We start from the raw sequence: 22,316 nt of genomic DNA, 5'->3' as shown, positions 1-22,316 counted from the left end.
GTGAGCCGAAGCCACAGTTTGGTCGGTTAGGTCGGTCATGCTTGTTCTCTTTCCTTGTCTTTGAACGGAGGTAACGGTCGTGGCGCCGCCTTCACAACGCGCGAGCCGAGATGCCGTGGCGGCACGCTTCGCACGTGCGCGAATTTTACAGAAGTGCAAGGGAAAGATGGTGGTTTGTCAGGCCGCGATAAAAAAGCCCCTGCCAGTCTCACGATTGGCAGGGGCTTCTCACAGATCACGCTAGTGTCCAAACGACCGCGGCTTCAGGACGGCGTCACACCCTCACCGCCGGCGGTACATAGCGGCACTCGTAACGCTTGCGAACCGTGCCGTTCTCATCGACGCTTTCCAGGTAGACGTCGAATTGCCACAGGCGCGCCATATGCTTGAGCACTTCGTCACTGTCACCGGAAAGATGCCGGTTGTCGCTCATGAAATGCCGTAGCGTCAAACTCCGGTCGCCGCGCGTATTGACCGCCCACACCTGGATGTTCGGCTCGCGATGATGCATGTCGTACTGCCGCGACAACGCCTGGCGCACGTACTGATAACCGCTGTCGTCGTGAATCGCCGAGACTTCGAGCGCGTCGCGCATATCGTCGTCGAGCACCGAGAAGAGGCGCATTTCACGAATCAGATGCGGCGACAGATACTGCGCGACGAAACTCTCGTCCTTGAAGTTGCGCATTGCATAGTGCATGGCCGGTAGCCACGGGCTGCCCGCGAGTTCCGGGAACCACTTACGGTCCTCTTCCGTGGGCGCTTCGCAAATCCGGCGAATGTCGCTCATCATCGAAAAACCGAGCGCGTACGGATTGATGCCGCTGTAATACGGTTTGGTGACGGGAGGCTGGTAGACCACATTGCTGTGCGAATGGAGAAACTCCATCATGAAGCCGTCTTCCAGCTTGCCCTGGTTGTACATCGTGTTGAGCAACGTGTAGTGCCAGAACGTGGCCCAGCCTTCGTTCATTACCTGAGTTTGCCGTTGCGGATAAAAATACTGGCCGACCTTGCGCACGATGCGGATGACTTCCCGCTCCCACGGCTCCAGCAACGGCGCGTTCTTCTCCGCGAAATACAGCAGATTCTCCTGCGGCTCCGGCGGATAGCGCTCCTCGATTTCCTCCGGCAGCGGCGTATGCCGGGTCGGCAAAGTGCGCCACAGTTCATTGACCTGGGACTGCAAATAAGCCTCGCGTTCGCGGCGCGCCGCGAACTCCTTTTCGAGCGACAGCTTTTGCGGACGCTTGTAACGGTCCACGCCGTAGTTCATCAACGCGTGGCACGAATCGAGCAATTCTTCGACCCGGTCGAGCCCGAAGCGCTCCTCGCACTCGGCGATGTAGTTCTTCGCGTAGACGAGGTAATCGATAATGGCATGCGCATCCGTCCACAACCGGAACAGATAGTTACCCTTGAAAAACGAGTTGTGCCCGTAAGCCGCGTGGGCGATGACGAGCGCCTGCATCGTCATCGTGTTCTCTTCCATCAGATACGCGATGCAGGGATTGGAATTGATGACGATCTCGTACGCCAGCCCCATCTGCCCGCGACGGTAGCTCTTTTCGGTAGAGAGAAAGTGTTTGCCGAACGACCAGTGACGGTAGTTCACCGGCATACCGACGGACGCGTACGCATCCATCATCTGTTCGGCGCTGATGAGTTCGAGCTGGATCGGATACACGTCGAGTTCATATTGCTCTGCAACACGGGCAATATGCGAGTCGTACTCTTCGATCAATTCGAATGTCCAGTCGGACGGGCACGGCAGAGGCCGTCTATCGGCTACGTTCATACGGACTTCCCTTTGCCCCACGTTGGGCGTTCCGGTGTGTCCCCGTGCTGCAGCGGTGTCGACTGCTCCGGCCGTGGCGGCTCCCGTATCGTCCGCCTTTGCCTCGGCATGCCCCGACTGTTGCTGCTGCGGCACGCCTTTCCCGCGCTCCGGCGCGCCGTTCTCTGGCTCGCCGCGCGCTTCGTTGTGCGGGGGCTTGTTCGTCATGAATTAGCCGCCTGCTTTTCAAACAATTCACGAAACACCGGATAAATGTCAGCCGCGGTCTCGACCTTCTTCATCGCCATGTGCGGCTGGCTCAGGGCTAACTGCGCATATTCCAGCCACAAGTTCTGCTCTTCCGGCGTCACCTGAATATACGCAAAATAGCGCACCTTCTCCAGGATGTCATCAGAGAGTATCTTGCGGCACTTTGGCGAGTCGTCGGTCCAGTTGTCGCCGTCCGAAGCCTGAGCGCCGTAAATATTCCATTCAGTCGGCGAATAGCGTTCGTCCATCACCTTCTGCATCAACTCCAGCGCGCTCGACACGACCGTGCCGCCGCTTTCGGTCGAGTGGAAGAAGGTGTCTTCGTCGACTTCCTCGGCGCGCGTATGGTGGCGAATGAACACCACTTCGATCTTCTCGTAGTTTCGCTTGAGAAACAGATACAGCAGAATGAAGAAGCGCTTGGCGAGATCCTTACGCTGCTCGTCCATGGAACCGGACACATCCATCAGACAGAACATCACCGCCTGACTGGAAGGCGTGGGCTGCTTCACACGGTTCACATAGCGCAAATCGAACGGATCGATAAACGGAATCCGCCAGATGCGCCCACGCAAATGGTGAATTTCCTCTTCGAGCAGTTTGATCTCGTCACGACGATCGTCGGGATCGGCTTTCATCACCTCCAGTTGCCGTTCCATCTCGTGCAACTGGTTGACGAGCGGCGCACCGAGCGCAATGCGGCGGCCGAGCGCGCTGCGCAGCGAACGGACCACGTCGATATTGTTCGGCGTGCCTTCGGCGGCCCAGCCCGCGCGGATGCTTTTCCACGTGGGCACGGCCATCAGATGGGTTTTGACGAGACGCGGCAGTTCGAGGTCGTCGAAGAAATACTGCATGAATTCTTCGCGGCTCAGCTCGAACACGAAGTCGTCCTGACCCTCGCCTTCGTTGCTGGCCTGATTGCCCCCGCCTCCACCGCCGCCGCCTTGCGGGCGCTGGATCTTGTCGCCGCGGATATAGTCGGCATTGCCCGGATGCACCATTTCCCGCTTGCCGCCGGGGCCATGCCGGAACGACGGTTCCGCAATGTCCTTGCGCGGGATCGTGATGCTCTGGGTGTTCTGAATATCCTTGATGCTGCGGTCGCGCACCGCTTCCGAAACGGCGCGACGAATATAGTTCTTTACGCGACGCAAAAAACGCTCGCGATTCGCAATGCTCTTGTTTTTGCCTGCCAACCTGCGGTCGATGATTTGATGAAGCACGCCCGGTCTCCGATCCCATGCAGCTGCACTAATTTCGGGTGCGCGAGACGCACGTTGCCTGAAGCAACGCTATGTCCATGCAATTTGCGCCTCGCAGGGTGCCCGCGCGGATGGACCGCGCGGGCGGCACGCAATGCGCATCATGACGACTTGCGCACGCGCAGATACCAGTCACACAGCAAGCGCACCTGCTTCGGCGTATAGCCCTTCGTCACCATGCGATTGACGAAGTCTTCGTGCTTGCGTTGCTCTTCCGCCGAACCCTTGGCGTTGAACGAGATCACCGGCAGCAACTCTTCCGTGTTCGAGAACATCTTCTTTTCGATCACGACGCGCAGCTTTTCGTAGCTGACCCATGCCGGATTCTTCCCGCCATTGGCCGCACGCGCACGCAGCACGAAGTTCACGATCTCGTTGCGGAAGTCCTTCGGGTTGCTGATGCCCGCGGGTTTCTCGATCTTCTCCAGTTCGGCGTTCAGCGCCGCGCGGTCGAAACTCTCGCCGGTGTCGTGGTCGCGGAACTCCTGATCCTGGATCCAGAAGTCCGCGTACGTCACGTAACGATCGAAAATGTTCTGACCGTACTCGGAATACGACTCCAGATACGCGGTCTGAATCTCCTTGCCGATAAACTCCGCATAGCGCGAGGCGAGCACGTCCTTGATGAACGACAGATACTTCTGCTCGGTTTCCGGCGGGAACTGTTCGCGTTCGATCTGCTGTTCGAGCACGTACATGAGGTGCACCGGATTGGCCGCGACCTCGGTCGAATCGAAGTTGAACACGCGCGAAAGAATCTTGAACGCGAAACGGGTCGACACGCCGGTCATCCCTTCATCCACGCCCGCGAAATCGCGGTACTCCTGATAAGACTTGGCCTTCGGATCGGTGTCCTTCAGATTCTCGCCGTCGTACACCTGCATCTTCGAGAAGAGGCTTGAATTCTCCGGCTCCTGCAAACGCGTGAGCACGGACATCTGCGCCATCATCTTCAACGTGCCAGGTGCGCACACCGCGTTCGCCAGCGACGAATTGCGCAGCAGCTTCTCGTAGATCTTGATCTCTTCACCGTAGCGCAGGCAGTACGGCACCTTCACCACGAAGATCCGGTCGAGCAGTGCTTCGTTGTTGCGGTTGTTGCGGAACGCCTTCCATTCGGACTCGTTCGAGTGAGCCAGAATCACACCGTCGAACGGGATCGCGCCGAACCCTTCCGTGCCCTTGAAGTTACCTTCCTGGGTCGCCGTGAGCAGCGGGTGCAGCACCTTGATCGGCGCCTTGAACATTTCGACGAACTCGAGCAGGCCCTGATTCGCGAGACACAGGCCACCGGAGTAGCTGTACGCGTCCGCGTCGTCCTGAGCGTACTGTTCGAGTTTGCGGATGTCGACCTTACCGACCAGTGACGAAATGTCCTGATTGTTTTCGTCGCCCGGCTCGGTCTTGGCTATACCGATCTGGCGAAGGATCGACGGGTAGCGGCGCACCACGCGGAATTTGCGGATGTCGCCGTTGTATTCGTGCAGGCGTTTGACCGCCCACGGGCTGAGGATGCTTTTGAGGTAGCGGCGTGGAATGCCGTATTGTTCTTCGAGAATCGGGCCGTCTTCTTCGTAGTCGAACAGACCGAGCGGCGACTCGTTCACGGGCGAGCCCTTGATCGCGTAAAACGGCACACGCTCCATGAGCTGCTTGAGACGTTCCGCGATCGACGATTTACCGCCGCCGACCGGGCCCAACAGATACAGAATCTGCTTCTTTTCTTCGAGCCCCTGGGCAGAGTGCCGGAAGTAGGCGACCACCTGCTCGATCACCTCTTCCATTCCGTAGAACTCACGGAATGCGGGGTATACCTTGATGACCTTATTCGCGAAGATGCGCGACATGCGCGGATCGTTACGAGTGTCGATCTGTTCCGGCTCCCCGATCGCCGTCAACATGCGTTCGCCAGCCGTGGCGTACGCGGCGGGATTGTCTTTGCAGAGCGCGAGATACTCCTCGAGCGAGAGCTCATCTTCTCGCGTTTTCTCGAAGCGGGTCGCGAAACTGCTGTAGATATCCATGCTACCTCCTCGCCGAAGTCTAGACCGATGTCGTGCGCGGCGCGCTATTCGGAAACGACATCGCTCGAATTCATCCTAAACCCTTTTAAATTTTTTTTCACGAACTACGTTGCGAAAATCGCGCCGCATTCGCCTCCCGACAATCCTCACTTGGAAACAAAGTTTCGACCACCTACAATCTTGCACTCGTAATGCAGCGATTATGGTCACACGTCGCTGCCCTTGCACTCATGCCTTGCGGCCATATCAGCACTCTGCCTCAGTGCTGCTCAGTGATCCTGCAATCACGTCCCGCGCCAGCCGCTACGTTCATCGAACGATCCCACTGCTGTATCAGACGGCGTGTCTGCACACACACACTTTGTTGCTGAAAGCGCAGACGTGAGCCCGTTTTCTGTATCCGCCTCTTTTTTCATCAACGCGCGACACAAGCGTTCGGTCTACGCAAACAGTTGCCTGTTACATCTTCATGCATTGGTCATGCGTCATGCCAATCTCGATCATTTCACCGTGCAGCGTCAATCGCTTCGTCAACGCGCGAGCAGTTTTGTTCCGCGCGTTTTCATCCGTTGTACCAGTCATGTCGTTTCGCCTTACCCGCGTCGGCAGCGTGGTTAGCCACCTGTATAACTGGATGACGGCGAGACCCTGCGTCGTTCCAATAGGTGTATACGGCACGGCGGCCATCACAGATGCGAAAAATGTAAAACGGCCGCCCATAGGCAGCCGTTTGAGTGGAGCTTGGTAATGCGCTGTTACAAGCGCGCAGCCTCTCAGGTCAGTTCAATTTCCACTTCTCCAAGTCCGTCGATGTGCCCACGCACGATGCCCGCTTTGTCCAGCCTGTGTGCGCCGACGTACGAACCGGTGGTGAGCGTCCATTCCGGCTCGATGGTGATGCCCATGGCGGCACAATGGTTGACGAACCACACCAGCAGTTCGCGCGGGTCGCCAGCCGGATTGCCCGTGGCCTCCGGTATCAGCGAGTCGCCGTCGAAGCTCAGCTCCAGCTCCGGTGAAACGAAGTCGAAGCCACGCGCGAGCCCCGAATAAGCGACAGGATGACCGGTGATCAACGCGCCGTTGTTCTGGGCGTCGGCCAGTTGCGCAAGCGGCGCGACGTTCGGCCACTCGGTAAAGCGGCTGTCGACGATCTCGATGGCCGGCAGCACGACGCCGACCTTCGCCAGCACTTCGTCGCGCGCATAGGCCCGGCCGCGCGGCTCGATCGCCTCCGCGAAGCGGAAGGCGATCTCCAGTTCCACCAGCACCCGGAAGAAGCCGGCATGCGCGATGCGCGCCGGCGAAGGCAATACCAGCGAGGCCGGAATCGGCGCGCCCGAGGCGGCGCCGCCCGGCACTTTGGCGCCGATCTTCCAGCCACCGGTTGATTCGCCGAGACCGGCGATGACCGCCTGCTGGATCGCGTACGCGGTTGCCGCATCGGGCGGCAGGCTGTCGGGTGCGGGCACATCGATCGGGCGATGCTGCCGGCGTGCTTCGACGAGGCGGTGCGCGAGGTCGTGAGGCGTCATGTCGGTCCTTTGTGGCTGGCGCATTGAGCGGTTGAATGTGGCGTGTTGGTGGGTGGCCATGCGTCGCGGCGCTCGAAGGCGGCAAAACCGCGCCCGTTGAACTGACGAGCCGCGTCGGCGATTGCCGCTACATGTCTGGCAGCGACCCCCAAAGTGGCTTTCTTCGGGGCGTTCGTCAATGTACCGGATCATTACGCTTGCCAGGGTACGGACTGCATACGCAAACGTTAGTTAATGCGCACACCATAAAAAAAGACCGCGAATGCGTACGCAATCGCGGTCTTTACGAGTGACACAGTCATCTGAACGGTCGCGCTTACCCATCTAATGGGATCGGCCGACGCGTCGGGAACGAATGTTGCAACCTACGTCCCGTCAGAACGTCTCCCAATCTTGATCGCTGCCAGCTCCAGCGGACGCCATAGCTTTTGCGGGCGCGCGTGCCGTTGCGGCAGCGGGCTGTGCTGCTGCGGCAGGCGCTTTCGTCACGGCGGCGGATTGCGGCGCGGGTTGCATGGCGGGTGCGCGCGAAGCCTTGCGTGCGATCACCGGGCGCGGCGGCGCAGGCGCGCGCTTCGGCGCGGCGCTCATGGGCGGCGTGAGGCCGCCTTCTTCCAGGTGAAACACCGCTACGGCCTGACGCAACTTACCGGCCTGATCTTCGAGCGACGAGGCCGCGGCCGCTGCTTCTTCGACCAGCGCAGCGTTTTGCTGCGTGACTTCGTCCATCTGCGTGACGGCGCGCGCCACCTGATCGATGCCGCTGCTCTGTTCTTCGGAAGCCGCGGCGATTTCTCCCATGATGTCGGTCACACGCTGCACCGCACCGATGATGTCGGTCATGGTGCGGCCGGCTTCGTCGACCAGCGCCGAACCCGATTGAACGCGCTCGACCGAGGTATCGATCAGTTCCTTGATTTCCTTCGCCGCCGCCGACGAACGCTGGGCGAGACTGCGCACTTCGCCCGCCACCACCGCGAAACCGCGGCCTTCTTCGCCGGCGCGCGCGGCTTCCACGGCCGCATTCAGGGCCAGGATATTGGTCTGGAACGCGATCCCTTCAATGATCGAAATAATGTCGGCGATCTTCGCCGAGCTTTGATTGATGTCGCCCATCGTGCCGACCACCTTCTCGACCACGGCGCTGCCCTTGTTGGCGATCTCCGACGCATTCGCCGCAAGCGAGCTGGCCTGGCGGGCGTTGTCGGCGTTCTGCTTGACCGTGCCGGTGAGCTCTTCCATGCTCGATGCGGTTTCCTGCAGCGCCGAGGCCTGCTCTTCGGTGCGCGAGGACAGGTCGATATTGCCGGCGGCGATCTCGCGGGTCGCAGTCGCAATCGATTCGCTGCCGCTGCGCACGGTGCGCACCGTTTCGGTGAGGCTGCGCTGCATTCTGGCGATGCCTTCAAGCAGTTGCCCCATCTCGTCACGCGAAGTCACGACCACCGGGCGGCGCAGATCGCCTGCCGAGATCGCATCGAAATGACCGAGCGCGGCGTCGAGCGGCCGGGCGATCGCGCGGCTGAGCGTCAGATACGAGATCGCCGCGGCCAGCACGCCGATCAGCAATGCGCCCGCGCTCACCAGGCGGAACAGTTCGAAGCTGCTTTGCGCCGCGTCGTAGCCATCTTTGGCCGACGCGAACTGGAATTTGCGCAGCGCGTCGTCGGAATTGGCGAGTTCACTGTAGGCGGCTTGCAGCCGTTTGGCACCGTCGACCAGCTTGCTCTGGTCGTTTGCGGCAACGATTGCCGCGAAAGCATCCAGTTGCTGATGCAGCGCGTCACGCTTGGCCACCACGTCCTGCGCGAGGCGCTCCTCATCCGGCCCGCGCGGCAGGTCCATATACTTTTTCCACCACATATCGGACGTGACGCGCATGGTGCGCGCGCGCTCGATTGTCGGCGCAACTTCCGGCGTGCCGATCAGGAACGCCGCCCGGTCGAGCGCCAACCGCTCGCGCGCCGCGTAGAGTTCGGCGTTGCCGATATCGACCGCGCTCGGCATGGAGTTGGTGAACGTGTCCTTCAAGGCGTGGTTCGAATCGCTCATACCGAACATACCGAAGGCGCCGATGGCCACCAGCAACGCCGCGAGAAAAGCCATCGTGAGGCCTATGCGCGCCTTGATCGTAATGCCCTTGTTCAACATGTCTGGTTCCTGTGCTTTGAAAATGAGAGTTGCGTACGCAGCGGTTGGCGTGTGGTGGCTGCGTGTCGGCGCTCATTTGAGGCGGCGCTCTAATAACCCTGTTTACGGCACAGCAGTTAGTTCCTTGAAGGATTTATATGGTATGAGGAAAGGCGATGTAAGCAATTGGCAGGAATTACAAATCACTGACGGCGAGACGCTGATGCGAACCGACGATGCGAGATGCACCTAGGGTTGCTTGCGGAGGGGAAGTCAGAAAGACGGCGCGCCGTTTTGTGGAAATCGGGCGCAATGTAGCGTGCCAGCGGCACTAGATGACGCCTGCTCCGGGAAATCGATGTCCAGGTCGTCAGCAGCGGTCATGCACGGATGCACCGGGCGAGCGGGTGCGCACCATCGCGCACATGCGGGTTCGACAATGCGCGCGCAGCGCAGAGTCTGGCCGCCAGATCAGGCCGCCAGATCGCGTTTGGCCGCGCCGCCCCAGGTCGCGGTGGACTCGCGCACGATCAGGCGCGGCGATACGACGCGCCGGCGGCCAGGCGGACGCGGACTATCGGGCGAGCCACCGGCAATGCGTTCGATCAGCGTCTGCGCGGCGATGTCGCCGAGCGCGCGCACCGACTGACCGACGGTCGAGAGCGCCGGGTAGGTGAAACGCCCCAGTTCGATATCGTCGAACCCGATGATCGAGCAATCACGCGGCACGCTGATATTGCGTTCCGCGGCTGCGCGCAGCGCGCCGATGCCCATCATGTCGTTGCAGGCGAAAATCGCCGACGGTTTGACCGTGTCGAACAGTTGGCCCGCCGCGCGGTAACCGCCGGTGCCCGAATAATCGCTTTCCACGATCGCGTCGGGCGGAATCTCGATGCCGCGCTCGCTCATCGCGCGGATGAAGCCATGCACGCGCATCGCGCTAACCGCTGTCTGCACCGTGCCGGTAATACAGCCGATCCGTACGTGCCCCAGTTCGAGCAGATGCCGGGTGGCGAGATACGCGCCCTTCTCGTGGTCGATCTGCACGAGATCCGCATTCAGCCCTTCGATGTTGCGGTCCAGAATCACCAGCGGCTCGCGCGAGTCGGCGAGCGTTTGCGCGAGCACGGCGTCGTCGCCGGCGGATGCGACGATCAGGCCGTCGATCCGTTTTTCCTGCAGCACGCGCAGATAGTTACGTTGCTTGGCCGGATCGTCGTCGGAATTGCAGAAGAACACGCAGTAGCCGTTGCGCGAGCAACCGTCCTCGATGCCGCGCGCCAGTTCCGCGAAATACGGGTTCGTGGTGTTCGGCACGACGAGCCCGATCGTCGCCGTCGACCGTGCCTTCAGCGAGCGGGCCACCGCCGACGGAACATAGTGAAGCTGACGGATCGCGTGCTCGACCTTCGCGCGCACGTCAGCCGACACGGGCCGCGAGTTGTTCACCACGTGCGATACCGTCGTGAACGACACGCCCGCCGCGGCCGCTACATCCTTGATCGTCGCCATAACCTGTTGCTCTCCTGCCTGTTTTACCCGCCGGCCGCACCACCTGGCGACCTACCGGCCGTTTTCTTCGAAAACTGACCAACCCCGTAAATACTGACGCTTTACCGCGCGTCTCGCTGCGACTGCCCGTGCCGTGCATGCGGCCTCCGGTTCTGCTACTTCTGCTACTTCTGCTACTTCTGCTACTTTTGCTACTTCCGCTACTTCTGCTGCCGGCGTGCCGCGAACTGCCGGCTTGCCGCGCCGGCCCTCGATCAGGCGCGCTTGCGACGACTGCGATACGTATCCAGCACCACCGCCACCACGATTACCGCGCCGGTGATCATGCGCTTGGTCGGCTCATTCGCACCGATCTGCGCGAGGCCGGCCGCCAGCACCGAAATGATCAACACGCCGAAAAAGGTGCTGATCACCGAGCCGCGCCCGCCCATCAGGCTCGTGCCGCCGATCACCACGGCCGCGATCACCTGCAGTTCGACGCCTTGGCCCGCGTTGGGGTCGGCCGCTTCCAGACGCGAGATCTGGAACAGCGCGGCCAGCCCGGCGAGCGCGCCCATCAGTGCGAACACAATGACCTTGTACGGCCGCGGATTGACGCCTGCAAGCCGCACCGCCTCCTCGTTGGTGCCGATGCCGACCAGATAGCGGCCGAACACCGTGCGCGTGAGCACCAGTTGCGCGATCACCATCACCGTCACCGCGATCAGGAACGCCGGCGAGATGCCAACTGCGATCGGGTTCGACAGGAAGTCGAACGCGTCGCCGATATAGGCGGTGCGCGAATTCGTCATCTGATACGCCATGCCGCGCGCGGCTTCGAGCACGCCGAGCGAGACGATGAACGACGGAATCCGCCAGCCCACCGTCACCGCGCCGGTAATGGTGCCGGTCAGCGCCGCCGCGGCGACCCCGAGCAGCGCCGACGGCAACGGCCCCCAGCCCCACTTCAGCGCGGCCACGCTCACCACCGACGCGCCCAGCGCCAGCACCGACCCCACCGACAGATCGATCCCGGCGATGATCAGCACGAAGGTCATGCCCACCGACATCACCACCAGATCCGGAATCTGATTGGCGATCGTGCTGAATGTGTCGTACGTCAGAAAGTGCGAACTCAGCAGCGAGAACAGCACGATCATCGCCAGCAACGCGCCGGCAAGCCCGAGGTAATTCGAAAAGCCCAGGCGCGTGCCGGCCGGCTTGCCGCTCGCGAGCGGCGCCGACGGGTCGGCGGGCGGCGCGACGGTGCCCGTGCTGCCCGCACCACTCACGCGCCCCACGCCGCCCGCGCCCGGCTTGTCGCCCGATGCGTCGGGCGCCGATTGATCGTTCATGACAGACTCCCTGCTTCGCTGGTGTCGGGGGCGGCGTGCAGCAACGCTTCGCGGCTGCGATAGCCGGCGAAAGCCGCGGCCAGCAGCGCGTCCTGCGACCAGTTGTCGCGCTCGAACACACCCGTCATGCTCCCCGCGGACATCACGCCGATCCGGTCGCAGATCAGCACGAGCTCCCGCAAGTCGCTCGACACCACGACGAGCGCGCGTCCTTCGCGAGCCAGCGCACCCATCAAGCCATAAATATCGAACTTCGCGCCGACGTCGATGCCGCGCGTCGGTTCGTCGAACAACAGCACGCGGCAGTCGCGCGCCAGCCAGCGGCCGATCACGACCTTCTGCTGGTTGCCGCCCGACAGCTCGCCGACAATCTGCGCCGGCCCGGATGTGCGGATCCGCATCGCGGTGATCTGCTTCTGCGCCAGCGCGTTCTCCCGCTTCGCATCGACGATACCGTGCCGCGCCACGCTGCCGATATTGCCGAGCGACACGTTGGCCGCGATCGGCTGCGGCAGCAGCAGGCCTTCGCCTTTGCGGTCTTCGGTGATGAGCGCGATGCCGGCGCGCACCGCGTCCGAGGGCGAAGCGATCTGCACCGGCGTGGGCAGCGCGCCCGGCGTTGCAGCCAGCGCGACGCTACCGCTATCCTTCTGATCGGCACCGTAAATCAGCCGCATCAACTCCGTGCGGCCCGCGCCGATCAGGCCGCTAATGCCGAAAATCTCGCCCGCACGCACTTCGAACGACACCTCGCGCACCACCTTGCCGCGTGTAAGCCGCTCCACTTTCAGGAGCGGCGCGCCGATGTTGCGCACGCCCAGATCGATCCGCTCGCCGAGTTCACGGCCGACCATCCATGTGACGATTTGGTCGCTGGTCAGGTTGGCCATCGCGTCGACATGCACCAGCCGGCCGTCGCGCAACACCGCGATCTGCTCGGCCACTCGCGCCAGTTCCTCGAGGCGGTGCGAGATGTAGACCAACGCCACGCCGCGCGCCTTCAGCCGGTCGATCTGTTCGAACAGCAGATCGACCTCGCGCGCGGTCAGCATCGCGGTCGGTTCGTCGAGGATCAGCACGCGGCAGTCTTCGATCAGATTGCGTGCGATTTCCACCATCTGCTGGTGACCGATACCGAGCTCGCCGACCAGCGTGTCCGGATCGATCGCGTCGAGGCCGACCTGCGCCATGGCCTGGCGCGCGTCTTCACGCAGCTTGCGCCGGTCGATCCAGCCGAAGCTGAACGCGCCGACCCGCGGCAGGCGGTTCAGGAACAGGTTCTCGGCCACCGATAACGTCGGCAGCAGATTCAGCTCCTGCATCACCATGCGCACGCCGAGCGCCTCGGCCTCGGTGCGGCTTGCCGGCGCATAAGGCTCGCCGCCGAGCCGCATCGTGCCGGCGGTCGGCTCGACCAGCCCTCCAATGATCTTGGACAGCGTACTCTTGCCTGCGCCATTCTCACCCGTCAACGCCAATACCTCGCCGGCGCGCAGCGACAGGGAGATGTCGGCGAGCACCGGTTCGGCGTAGGTCTTGCCGATGCCGCTGACGGACAGTACGGCAGGTACAGCGTCGTGGTCGGTTGAATCCATCGCAATCCTGGTTCCAAGGCGGCGGCGGTGGCCTCACGCAATCCGTTTGCATGTGGCCGCCACCGGCCGTCTCGTGTCATGCGGGCCCAATGTGCGGAATGCACAGGCGCTAACAGCCACGCCCCCTCCCGTCGCGCGGCACCGTCATGACGCTTACCTCTGGAATTAACGGCGGCACGGCAGGTTTCTTGAGCGCTTATTGAATAGCCGCGGGTTCGTGAGCGCACGCCATGCATTGAGCGTGAAACGTCGTTGCCCCGAAACTGCGTACGACTTGGCCCGGCGCTAACCGGGCCATGTTCACTTCGTGACCAGATCGCACGGCGTTTCCACCACGCCCGACAGATCCGACTGCTTCTTGTGCTCGCTGAGCGCCTTCAGCGCGGTGTCGATACCGAACACAGCCTGCTTGGCGGCATACTGATCCGCGGTGGCGAGCACGCGTCCGTCCTTGAGCATCGGCTTGATCGCGTTGATGTTGTCATAGCCCACCACCAGCACCTTGCCCTGCTTGCCCGCCGCGCGCACAGCCGAGACCGCGCCGATCGCCATGTTGTCGTTGCCGGCGAGAAGCGCCTTCAGATTCGGGTATTCGTTGAGCATGGCCGACGCCACCGCATTGCCCTTGTCGATCTCCCATTCACCCGATTGCACCGAGACGACCTTCGCGCCGACCTTCTGCATCGCGTCCTTGAATCCGGCGGTGCGCTGCTGCGCGTTGGTGGTGGTCGACACGCCTTCGATGATGCCGACCTCGTCGCCCGCCTTGAGCTTTTTGGCCAGATAATCGCCGACCTTCTGCGCGCCCTTGCGGTTATCGGGGCCGACGAACGGCACGTTCAGATCTTTCGACTTGAGCACGTCCGGGTCGAGCCGATTGTCGATATTCACGACGATGATGCCCGCATCCACCGCCTTCTTGACGACCGGCACCAGCGCCTTCGAATCAGCCGGCGCGAGCACGATCGCGTCGACCTTCGAGACGATCATCTGCTCGACGATGCGGATCTGGTTCGCGGTATCGGTCTCGTCCTTGATGCCATTGGTGATCAGGTCGAATTGCGACGGGTTGTGCTTCTGATAGTCCTTCGCGCCGGTTTCCATGGTCAGGAAGAACTCGTTGGCGAGCGACTTCATCACGAGCGCGACCTTCGGCTTGTGAGCGGGCGCGCTCTGCGCATACGCGCAGGAAAACGGCAAAGCAGCGCCGGCGGTGGCGAGGACGGCGGCCGTCAGGATGCGGCGGCGAATGCGTTGGTTCATGCCTATCTCCAGGGTCTGTCGGGCTCAAAAAAGAGCCTTATTTTTAATAGTGCGCAAACGTTTGCGTGGGCCATTCTCAGCGCAGTTTGCGCGACTTGTCAACGACGCGCGGTGGTGCGGCGCACCCGCTCGATTCGAACCGGCGCACCGGATCGGCGCGCCGGCAGGCGACGTGTGGCAAAGGGTCCCTCGCTTGGTCCGTGCTTGGCGAATTTGCCGCCGGCTGCAAGATCACAGCCCGGCGGGCCGCCTATGCTGGACTTTTATTGCGCACGATGCAAGCGGGGACAACGCGGGACGAGCTCGCAAAGCGCCGCCCTCTGCGTCGATCAAAGCCAGCCGGCTTTGCGGAATCGCCAGTACAGCACGAGGTCGACGGTCAGCATGACCGCCAGGCAGATCGGATAGCCATACTTGTAGTGCAGCTCGGGAATGCTCTGGAAGTTCATCCCGTAGATGCCGGCGATCATGGTCGGCACCGCGAACAGCGCGGCGAACGAGCCGAGCCGTTTGGTCACCTCGCTCTCGGCGAGCGAAATCATGCCGAGATTGACCTGCACGGCGGTGACGACCATTTCGCGCCGCCCGTCGATGATTCTCACGATCCGCTCGAGGTGGTCGTAGACGTCGCGGAAGTACGCCTGCATGCCCTCGCAGACGCTCGGAATGCGCCCGCCCGTGAGTTTGCTGATGGCTTCCTGCAGCGGTGCGATATGGTGCTGCAGAATCACGAGGCGGCGCTTGAGCGAGTACAGATCCTGGATGATCGCGCGCGACGCCGCGGAATTGTTGCGGTCGAAGATGCGGTCTTCGAGTGCCTCGATCTCGCTGTTCATCGTCTCGATGATCGGAAAATATCGATCGACGATGTCGTCCGCAAGCGCATACAGCACGAACGCCGAGCCTTCCTTGAGCAATTGCGGTTCGCGCTCGCAGCGGGCGCGCACATTCTGAAAGCCGATGCGCGTACCGCGCCGCACCGACAGCACATAGTTGCGCCCCACGAATACGTCGACTTCGCCGATCAGCAATTCGTTGTCTTCGTCCATCTCCACCGTGTGCATCACCGCGAACAGCGATTCGCCGTACTCCTCGATCTTGGGGCGCTGGTGACCGTTCTGCGCGTCTTCGATCGCGAGTTCGTGCAGGCCGAATTCGTGTTTCATCACGGCCAGCTCTCCCGGGCCCGGGTCCTTCAGCGCCACCCAGACAAAGCACTCGGGCCGCGCCACGTAATCGCTGATGCTATCGATGTCGATGTCTGCCAGCTTCCGGCCGTCCTGATAGGCGGCGCAATTGATCAGCATGTTTGAATTACCTTGAAAACGGAACAGACCGGCCGGAACCTTACGACGCGTAAGCCATGCGTCGGGCCTAAACCGGCCGGATTTGCAATAGCCGTCATGTTAAGGGCTATGCGTGGGCGTCATGTATCGAATTGTTAAACCGCGTGGGCGCTTCAGGCTGCATGCTCGCGCGGCAGAGAACGCTATTGAGCGACCCGCTGCAGCGCAATGCGGTGGTCGTCGCCGAACGTGACCGAAGCGCGATTGGTGTAGCGCGTATCCGCCGTCACCATGAAGCGCATTTCGATGACAGGATCAAACTGCGTCGACACGGCGATGCGATGCACGCCCGGGCTCAGATAAAAGACCACGTGCTCGCCGTTCATTACGTCCGTGACCTGCTCGCCGTCGATATACACCAGCGCACTGCGAAAACGCACGATCACGTCGCGCGAGCGCTCACGCCGGACATCCACGGCGACGAGCCCCGCCCCCGGCTCCGTGTAGCCAGCCCGGACGATGCGCGCGGCCGGCACTGCCTTGAACGGAACGGGCTCGGCGGGTGTGGAAGCGCAGCCGGCGAGCACGCCAAGGCTCAACGCGGCCAGCGTGCCCAACGCGCCCAGCCGGGCCATGGCGACCAGCGCGGCTTTGCGATGGTGATCCAGACGCATCGGCATGCGGGTTCTCCCGTGTTGTTGATTATGGTCCCGCTTTTCTGCTTCTTCTAACCAGCATGCCGGACGATGCCCGACCGTCCTGACCGCTGCTGCGCCCTTTCCATGCATGATAGCAACGCACGTCCGTTCTGCCAGCCTGGCCGAATGGACGACCCCGGCCCCCCTTGCGTGGCGCCGCGTTCTTCTTCATGATCGCTGCAAAGGGCAGCTCGTAACCTGCCGATCACAAGGAGACAGCAATGTGGTATTTCACCTGGATTCTCGGCATCGGCGTGGCATTGGGCTTCGGCATCATCAACGTGATGTGGCTGGAGGCCGGCGGCAAGTTCGCCCGTGACCCACAGGTGGCTGGCGCCGTATCCGCCCCGCCGGAGGACACGCCTTCGTGACGCATATGGTTTTCTTCTGCGGTCACGCAGGCACGGGCAAGACCACGCTCGCGAGGAAACTGCATGGCCCGCTGATGAAAGCGTGCGGCACGCCCTTCTGTCTGCTCGATAAAGATACGCTTTACGGCGGGTACAGCGCGGCCGCCATGGCCATGCTGACCGGCGACCCCAACGACCGCGACAGCCCGCTGTTCCTCGAGCATCTGCGCGATCCCGAGTACCGCGGCCTGCTCGACACCGCCCGCGACAATCTCGAACTCGGCGTTAGCGCGCTGGTGGTCGGGCCGCTTTCGCGCGAAGTGCGCGAGCGGCGCCTGTTCGATCGCGCGTGGCTGGGCGTGAGTGCCGAAGTAGCGTTGCGGGTCGTATGGGTTTATACGTCGGAAGAGACGGCGCATCAGCGGATCGTGGAGCGCGCGAATCCGAACGACGCCTACAAACTCGCGCATTGGGACGAGTACCGGCAGCGCCGCTTCGCGCCCAGCGGCGATCTCTGCGACGACCTGCTGATGTTCGACAATACCGCGCCCGCTTCGGCGGATTATCAAGCGCTGCTCGCACGCATTGTCGGCGCGCCGCGCGGGGCCGCGATCATGCCGCCGGTGCCGGTTTAGCCTGCGCGGCACGCCACAAAAAACGACGCCCCGCAGCGCGGGGCGTTTGAAAGACCCTCTACGGAGTCTTCATTGCTGTGTGCAGCAGGCTTTTCTCGCCTGCCGCCACGTTGTCGCACGGCCCTCATGCCACGCCGTCAGACAGTCGCCATCGTCTCCAGCGACTGTCCCTCGTACAACTGGCCGAAGCGGTTCGCAAGGAAATCGCGCAGCGACACCTGCTCCTGACGCACAAAGCCCTTTTGCGGCAGCTTCTGTTCACGGAACAGATCGAGCACCGCGCACATCGCGCCGGCCGTGGTGATCTGGATCGCGCTCATCGGCACGCCGCACACCGTCTTCGCGAAGATCTTGCGGGTGAAGACTTCCTGCACCAGTTGACCGTCGCGCATGCCGCTCACCGTGATGAACACGAGCACCACGTCTTGCGCGGTGGAAGGCACCGAACGGCGCATGATGTTCTTGAGCGTGTCGCGGTCGCTGGCAAGACGCAGGTCTTCGAGCAGGAACTGCATCAGGTTGCGGTGGCCCGGATAGCGTACCGACTTGTAGTCGAGCGATTCCACCCGGCCCGACAAGGTTTCGCACAGCGTGCCAAGACCGCCGGAGGTATTGAAGGCTTCATACTCGGTGCCGTCGAGCGAGAAATGTTCAAGGCCTTCGAGCGGCTGCACCCATTGCGTGCGGCTGTCGCGGATCGCTTCGCACGGCTGGCAGTACTCGTTGATCAGACCGTCGACGCTCCACGTCAGGTTGTACTTCAGCGCGTTGGTCGGGAATTCCGGCAGCGCGCCCACACGCATCTTGACGTCGCGGATTTCCGTGAAGCGGTTTGCGAGTTCGTGCGCGGCAATGCCGATAAAGCCCGGCGCCAGACCGCACTGCGGCATGAAGGCGTGATCGGCGTCGTCGGCGATCGCGCGGATCGCGTGCGTGGCGCGCACGTCTTCCGTCAGATCGAAGTAATGCACGCCCGCGCCCTTGGCAGCCGCGGCCACGTTCACGGCGAGGTAATAAGGCAGCGCGTTGACGAGCGCGTCGAAGCCTTGCACGGCCGCGCGCAGCGCGGCGGCATCGGCGGAATCCACACGGCGGGTCGGAATGCCCTGAGCGGCGAGCTTGTCGAGCGCGTGCTGGTCGCGGTCGAACGCGACGACTTCGTAGTCGCCGGTTTCACGCAACATATGGGCGATGGTGTGACCGATCAAACCTGCGCCTACGATAGCTACTTTCATACGCTTCTCCTTGTTATCTGTGTGCTGTCTCCAGCGTGGGACGTGCGCTGCGCTCGTGGCGCCGCGCCCAGCGGGCTGAACCCTTGAGCAACAGTTTAGGGAGAAGCAAAAACACTTCATACGCGCAAAATGCTGCGCTATGACTACGAACTTCGACGTTATGACGAACACATCAGTCGATGTGTCGAAAAGTTGTTAAAACCGCGTAAATGAATGGCGCCGTGCGCAGCCCACGGAGGCCGCTCGTGCGCTCACACCATGCCGCGGTCGATCTTGCGCGCGAGAATGATCGAGGTCGTGGTCCGCTCCACGCCTTCCAGACCGCCGATCTGGTCAAGCAGATCGTTGAGCCGGTCGGGCGAATCGGCGCGCAGCCACGCAACGTAATCGAACTCGCCGCTCACCGCGCACAGCAACTGCACCTCGGGCATCTTGCCGAGACGTTTCTGCACGGCGGGCCCGTGTTTGGGCGCGATGATGATGCCGACGTAGGCCATGATGCTCGAGTCGAGCACATCCTGGCCGAGCCGAACGCTGTAACCGGCGATCACGTTGCTGCGCTCGAGCCGCGCGATTCGCGCGATCACCGTGGTCCGCGCCACGCCCAGTTGGCGCGCGAGATTGGCGACGCTCTCGCGTGCGTTGGCTTGTAGCAGCGCAACCAGGTTGCGGTCGAGATCGTCGAGTTGGTCGAGGCGCGGAGGTCTCATCGAAGGTCAATGATGTGGTTCAGGTGAGGCGGATTATCGCGCGTCTGCGGCGGCGATTGGAGAAGTCGCCGGGCCGATCCGCATGAACCGTCAAGCAGGCCGCGACAGACATCGCAAGCGTTGCCCACTTCATGACAACTGGCAGCGGCTGCCGGCGCTACGCCCCGAACCGTTCGATCACGAAATCGATGAAGCTGGTGAGCTTGGCCGTGGCGCGGCGATCGCTCGGATAAACCAGATGGACCGGCGCGCCCTCGGGCAGATAGTCCTCCAGCACGGACACCAGTTCGCCGCTGGCGATTTCCCTCGCGAGCAGCGCCTCCGGCTGCAACACGAGCCCGAAGCCGTGCAACGCGGCGACCTTGAGCGCCTGGCCGTTGTTCGCGCGAAACCGTCCGGCGCGCAGATGGTTCTCCTCCGCGCTCTCGCCGCCGAGGCGCCATAAACCTTCGCGGCCCCAGTGCAGAAACCCGAGGCATTCATGCTCCTTGAGATCCTCCGGCGTGCGCGGCGTGCCGGCGCGCGCCAGATACGCCGGAGAAGCGCATGCGCGCATCCGGTAGGGTTTCAGCGGCCGTGCGACCAGGCTCGAATCCGGCAATTGGCCGATGCGTATTGACGCATCGAAGCCCTCTTCCACCAGGTCGATCAAGCGATTCGAAAGATCGAGTTCAAGCGTGATGTCAGGCCACGCGGTGAGGTATTCGGTCATTGCCGGGGCGAAGACTTCCACGCCATAGGTGAGCGGCACCGTCACTTTAAGCACGCCGCGCGGCGCGGCGGCCATTGCCTCGGCGAGCGACTCCGCGTCCTTGACGTCAGCGAGGATGCGCCGGCATTGCTCGTAATACTGCCGGCCGATCTCCGTCAGGCTTTGCCGGCGTGTCGTGCGCGTCAGGAGCCGCGTGGCGAGCCGGGTTTCCAGCGAACGGATATGCTTGCCCACCATCGCCGACGAAATGTCGAAGCGCTCGGCGGCCGCCGTCAGACTGCCCGCCTCGACCACCGCGACGAAGATTTCCATGCTGACGAATTTGTCCACCCGCTATTTCCTGTTCGTTTCGGTTGTAAGCGTTTGTCGCACAAGAGCCGCATTGTAGGGATATCGTGATACTAATAGCGGCGACGGCAAAGTGGGCAGCCGGCCGCCATGCGTCGCCATGACTGGCGCAAGGCGGGCCGCTCGCACACGAGCCTTGTCCCAATTCGAACAGACATCAGGAGTTTCGATGAAAAAAGCACTGGTAATGCTGGCCACCGCAGTCGCCATGAGCGGCGCATTCGCACAAACTTCCGCGCCGGCGTCGGCGCCGGTGAGCGCCGCTTCGGCACCCGCCGCCAAGGCCGGCCACGAGCGCAATGTCGAAGACCGCATCGCCTACCTGCATTCGCAACTGAAGATTACTTCGGCTCAGGAACCACAGTGGAAAGCGTTCGCCGACGTGATGCGCGGCAATGGCCAGACGATGGGCGAGTTGTTCCAGCAGCGCCGGGCCGCGACGAACGTGTCCGCGCTCGACGACATGAAGCAATACGCGACCATCGCGCAAGCACATGCTGACGGCATGAAGAAACTGGTCGATGCGTTCGACCCGCTGTATAACAGCTTCTCGCCGGAACAGAAGAAACTGGCTGACGTGACTTTCCATCAACCGGGCGGTGTGGAAGGCCATGGCCATCGTGGCAAGGGTAAAGGTGGCAAGGCCGCCGCTGCCCCGGCAAGCGACGCCACTGTGAAGCCGTAAATAACCCCCTGCGCGCCGCGCGGATATGCCGCGGCGCGCGCCGGACTTGTTGGCCGGACTTATTGGCCGGACTAATTGCCGGGCTTATTGCATGACCGGCCGCGTAGACCGGCTCCGCCCCACCAATTCGCGCTTTCTCTGAATCCGCATGCCGATCCGGCAACCTTCCGTTTTGTCTTTTCACGTATATGCGACACACGGCCGTTCCGCGCCGCTGTTCATCGCAAAAGAAACCGGTCGTCAGATGCATCTGGCATGATGCGAGTCGTACGCGGCCCGAAGACCTGAAGTCCTGCGCCGCCGCCCCGCTCCCCATACCAGCTCGCTTTATGACCGAACTCAAAAATCTCGATCTGAATCAAGACGCTAACGCCTGCCGTGTCGTAAAAGACGAAACGGTCAGCGTGGAATTTGCCGCCGCCGAAGGCGAATTGATGAGCCTTGAAGGCCCGAACCGTTACGTCCGCGGCGACGCGCTGATCACCGGATCAACAGGTGACCGCTGGGTCGTCTCACGGGAACGCTTCAACGCCAAATACGTTCCCGCCGACGCAACGATCTCGCACGGCGAAGCGGGTGCGTACCGCAACCGCCCCGCTGTCGTGCTGGCCAAACAGATGCATGAAGCGTTCACGCTCGCGCGCTCGGCAAACGGTGGCGACGTGCTGCACGGCGCCGCCGGCGACTGGGTCATGCAGTACGCGCCGGGCGACTACGGTGTGGTACAGGCGGCACGCTTCGCGAAGGTTTATCGCGTGGCGAGTTAGGCGTGATTAGCGGCGCTGGCCGCGCGAGCGCCTGACCGGTCACGACCGCGCTCGCGCGACAAGCGCGTGGATTCGAGGCTTTGCTGGCAGCTCACGGCTCGTGCCGCAAATAGCCCTCTTTTGAAGGGTCACGCATCAGGAACGCCACGACACCGGCGATTGCGCACATCGCCGTCACATACCAA

At 62.3% G+C, this 22,316-nt stretch carries 18 protein-coding genes; 4 read left to right on the top strand and 14 right to left on the bottom strand.

Annotated features, from left to right (window positions below):
* Positions 1-274: 274 nt before the first annotated feature.
* The 11 genes from P0D71_RS35390 to P0D71_RS35340 form a co-directional block, all read right to left on the bottom strand.
* Complete coding sequence (locus tag P0D71_RS35390; protein WP_091793776.1) at positions 275-2,005, bottom strand: SpoVR family protein; 1,731 nt, start codon at positions 2,003-2,005, stop codon at positions 275-277.
* Complete coding sequence (locus tag P0D71_RS35385) at positions 2,002-3,273, bottom strand: YeaH/YhbH family protein (protein WP_091793773.1); 1,272 nt, start codon at positions 3,271-3,273, stop codon at positions 2,002-2,004. The genes P0D71_RS35390 and P0D71_RS35385 overlap by 4 nt, the downstream gene beginning before the upstream one ends.
* 140 nt (positions 3,274-3,413) lie before the next feature.
* On the bottom strand, positions 3,414-5,336 hold the full coding sequence (locus P0D71_RS35380; RefSeq protein WP_007181736.1) for a PrkA family serine protein kinase: 1,923 nt from the start codon (positions 5,334-5,336) through the stop codon (positions 3,414-3,416).
* Between the two features lie 773 nt (positions 5,337-6,109).
* The gene (locus P0D71_RS35375; protein WP_091793769.1) at positions 6,110-6,871 is read right to left on the bottom strand and encodes a 2-keto-4-pentenoate hydratase; all 762 of its coding nucleotides are present in this window, start codon (positions 6,869-6,871) and stop codon (positions 6,110-6,112) included.
* A 375-nt stretch (positions 6,872-7,246) separates the two neighbouring features.
* Positions 7,247-9,022, bottom strand: coding sequence for a methyl-accepting chemotaxis protein (locus P0D71_RS35370; protein WP_408483831.1), 1,776 nt, complete (start codon positions 9,020-9,022; stop codon positions 7,247-7,249).
* A 450-nt stretch (positions 9,023-9,472) separates the two neighbouring features.
* Positions 9,473-10,513 (bottom strand): LacI family DNA-binding transcriptional regulator, encoded by a 1,041-nt coding sequence (locus tag P0D71_RS35365; RefSeq protein WP_091793765.1) that lies wholly within the window; start codon positions 10,511-10,513, stop codon positions 9,473-9,475.
* A gap of 254 nt (positions 10,514-10,767) precedes the next feature.
* The gene (locus P0D71_RS35360) at positions 10,768-11,847 is read right to left on the bottom strand and encodes an ABC transporter permease (protein ID WP_408353282.1); all 1,080 of its coding nucleotides are present in this window, start codon (positions 11,845-11,847) and stop codon (positions 10,768-10,770) included.
* The gene (locus P0D71_RS35355) at positions 11,844-13,442 is read right to left on the bottom strand and encodes a sugar ABC transporter ATP-binding protein (protein WP_408483830.1); all 1,599 of its coding nucleotides are present in this window, start codon (positions 13,440-13,442) and stop codon (positions 11,844-11,846) included. Before P0D71_RS35355 ends, P0D71_RS35360 begins: the two co-directional genes overlap by 4 nt.
* A gap of 300 nt (positions 13,443-13,742) precedes the next feature.
* Positions 13,743-14,705, bottom strand: a complete 963-nt coding sequence (locus P0D71_RS35350) for a sugar ABC transporter substrate-binding protein (RefSeq protein WP_408483829.1) — start codon at positions 14,703-14,705, stop codon at positions 13,743-13,745.
* 329 nt (positions 14,706-15,034) lie between these two features.
* Positions 15,035-16,012, bottom strand: a complete 978-nt coding sequence (corA, locus tag P0D71_RS35345) for a magnesium/cobalt transporter CorA (protein WP_091793757.1) — start codon at positions 16,010-16,012, stop codon at positions 15,035-15,037.
* Positions 16,013-16,194: 182 nt separating this feature from the next.
* Complete coding sequence (locus P0D71_RS35340) at positions 16,195-16,671, bottom strand: hypothetical protein (protein WP_091793755.1); 477 nt, start codon at positions 16,669-16,671, stop codon at positions 16,195-16,197.
* A gap of 239 nt (positions 16,672-16,910) precedes the next feature.
* Here P0D71_RS35340 and cydX point away from each other — a divergent pair, with 239 nt between their 5' ends.
* Together cydX and P0D71_RS35330 are read left to right on the top strand one after the other, a co-directional pair.
* Complete coding sequence (gene cydX, locus P0D71_RS35335; protein ID WP_091793752.1) at positions 16,911-17,060, top strand: cytochrome bd-I oxidase subunit CydX; 150 nt, start codon at positions 16,911-16,913, stop codon at positions 17,058-17,060.
* Positions 17,057-17,674 carry a P-loop nucleotide/nucleoside kinase family protein gene (locus P0D71_RS35330; protein ID WP_408187540.1) on the top strand — a complete coding sequence of 206 codons (618 nt, stop codon included), beginning with the start codon at positions 17,057-17,059 and terminating at the stop codon, positions 17,672-17,674. The genes cydX and P0D71_RS35330 overlap by 4 nt, the downstream gene beginning before the upstream one ends.
* Before the next feature lie 137 nt (positions 17,675-17,811).
* Here the strand turns inward: P0D71_RS35330 and P0D71_RS35325 are convergent, their stop codons facing one another.
* The 3 genes from P0D71_RS35325 to P0D71_RS35315 form a co-directional block, all read right to left on the bottom strand.
* The gene (locus P0D71_RS35325) at positions 17,812-18,909 is read right to left on the bottom strand and encodes a saccharopine dehydrogenase family protein (protein WP_408483828.1); all 1,098 of its coding nucleotides are present in this window, start codon (positions 18,907-18,909) and stop codon (positions 17,812-17,814) included.
* A 251-nt stretch (positions 18,910-19,160) separates the two neighbouring features.
* Complete coding sequence (locus tag P0D71_RS35320) at positions 19,161-19,619, bottom strand: Lrp/AsnC family transcriptional regulator (RefSeq protein ID WP_007181725.1); 459 nt, start codon at positions 19,617-19,619, stop codon at positions 19,161-19,163.
* A gap of 157 nt (positions 19,620-19,776) precedes the next feature.
* Positions 19,777-20,661 carry a LysR substrate-binding domain-containing protein gene (locus tag P0D71_RS35315; RefSeq protein ID WP_408483827.1) on the bottom strand — a complete coding sequence of 295 codons (885 nt, stop codon included), beginning with the start codon at positions 20,659-20,661 and terminating at the stop codon, positions 19,777-19,779.
* A 187-nt stretch (positions 20,662-20,848) separates the two neighbouring features.
* Between P0D71_RS35315 and P0D71_RS35310 the strand changes: the two genes are divergently transcribed.
* Both P0D71_RS35310 and P0D71_RS35305 read left to right on the top strand, forming a co-directional pair.
* Positions 20,849-21,364 carry a Spy/CpxP family protein refolding chaperone gene (locus P0D71_RS35310; protein WP_091793745.1) on the top strand — a complete coding sequence of 172 codons (516 nt, stop codon included), beginning with the start codon at positions 20,849-20,851 and terminating at the stop codon, positions 21,362-21,364.
* A gap of 329 nt (positions 21,365-21,693) precedes the next feature.
* Positions 21,694-22,131 carry a PGDYG domain-containing protein gene (locus P0D71_RS35305; protein ID WP_408187537.1) on the top strand — a complete coding sequence of 146 codons (438 nt, stop codon included), beginning with the start codon at positions 21,694-21,696 and terminating at the stop codon, positions 22,129-22,131.
* Positions 22,132-22,316 lie beyond the last annotated feature (185 nt).

Source organism: Paraburkholderia sp. RL17-383-BIF-A, assembly GCF_046028015.1.
Taxonomy (GTDB): domain Bacteria; phylum Pseudomonadota; class Gammaproteobacteria; order Burkholderiales; family Burkholderiaceae; genus Paraburkholderia.
The sequence above is the reverse complement of the archived record's forward strand: the minus strand, read 5'-3'. Positions and strand labels throughout refer to the sequence as shown.

What these genes read in the sequence shown, in the direction of transcription:
- P0D71_RS35355 (WP_408483830.1), bottom strand. Translation starts at nt 13,442, where the DNA reads ATGGATTCAACCGACCACGACGCTGTACCTGCCGTACTGTCCGTCAGC.
- P0D71_RS35365 (WP_091793765.1), bottom strand. Translation starts at nt 10,513, where the DNA reads ATGGCGACGATCAAGGATGTAGCGGCCGCGGCGGGCGTGTCGTTCACG.
- P0D71_RS35310 (WP_091793745.1), top strand. Translation starts at nt 20,849, where the DNA reads ATGAAAAAAGCACTGGTAATGCTGGCCACCGCAGTCGCCATGAGCGGC.
- P0D71_RS35360 (WP_408353282.1), bottom strand. Translation starts at nt 11,847, where the DNA reads ATGAACGATCAATCGGCGCCCGACGCATCGGGCGACAAGCCGGGCGCG.
- P0D71_RS35325 (WP_408483828.1), bottom strand. Translation starts at nt 18,909, where the DNA reads ATGAAAGTAGCTATCGTAGGCGCAGGTTTGATCGGTCACACCATCGCC.
- P0D71_RS35305 (WP_408187537.1), top strand. Translation starts at nt 21,694, where the DNA reads ATGACCGAACTCAAAAATCTCGATCTGAATCAAGACGCTAACGCCTGC.
- P0D71_RS35320 (WP_007181725.1), bottom strand. Translation starts at nt 19,619, where the DNA reads ATGAGACCTCCGCGCCTCGACCAACTCGACGATCTCGACCGCAACCTG.
- P0D71_RS35375 (WP_091793769.1), bottom strand. Translation starts at nt 6,871, where the DNA reads ATGACGCCTCACGACCTCGCGCACCGCCTCGTCGAAGCACGCCGGCAG.
- P0D71_RS35380 (WP_007181736.1), bottom strand. Translation starts at nt 5,336, where the DNA reads ATGGATATCTACAGCAGTTTCGCGACCCGCTTCGAGAAAACGCGAGAA.
- P0D71_RS35390 (WP_091793776.1), bottom strand. Translation starts at nt 2,005, where the DNA reads ATGACGAACAAGCCCCCGCACAACGAAGCGCGCGGCGAGCCAGAGAAC.
- cydX (WP_091793752.1), top strand. Translation starts at nt 16,911, where the DNA reads ATGTGGTATTTCACCTGGATTCTCGGCATCGGCGTGGCATTGGGCTTC.
- P0D71_RS35340 (WP_091793755.1), bottom strand. Translation starts at nt 16,671, where the DNA reads ATGCCGATGCGTCTGGATCACCATCGCAAAGCCGCGCTGGTCGCCATG.
- P0D71_RS35350 (WP_408483829.1), bottom strand. Translation starts at nt 14,705, where the DNA reads ATGAACCAACGCATTCGCCGCCGCATCCTGACGGCCGCCGTCCTCGCC.
- corA (WP_091793757.1), bottom strand. Translation starts at nt 16,012, where the DNA reads ATGCTGATCAATTGCGCCGCCTATCAGGACGGCCGGAAGCTGGCAGAC.
- P0D71_RS35370 (WP_408483831.1), bottom strand. Translation starts at nt 9,022, where the DNA reads ATGTTGAACAAGGGCATTACGATCAAGGCGCGCATAGGCCTCACGATG.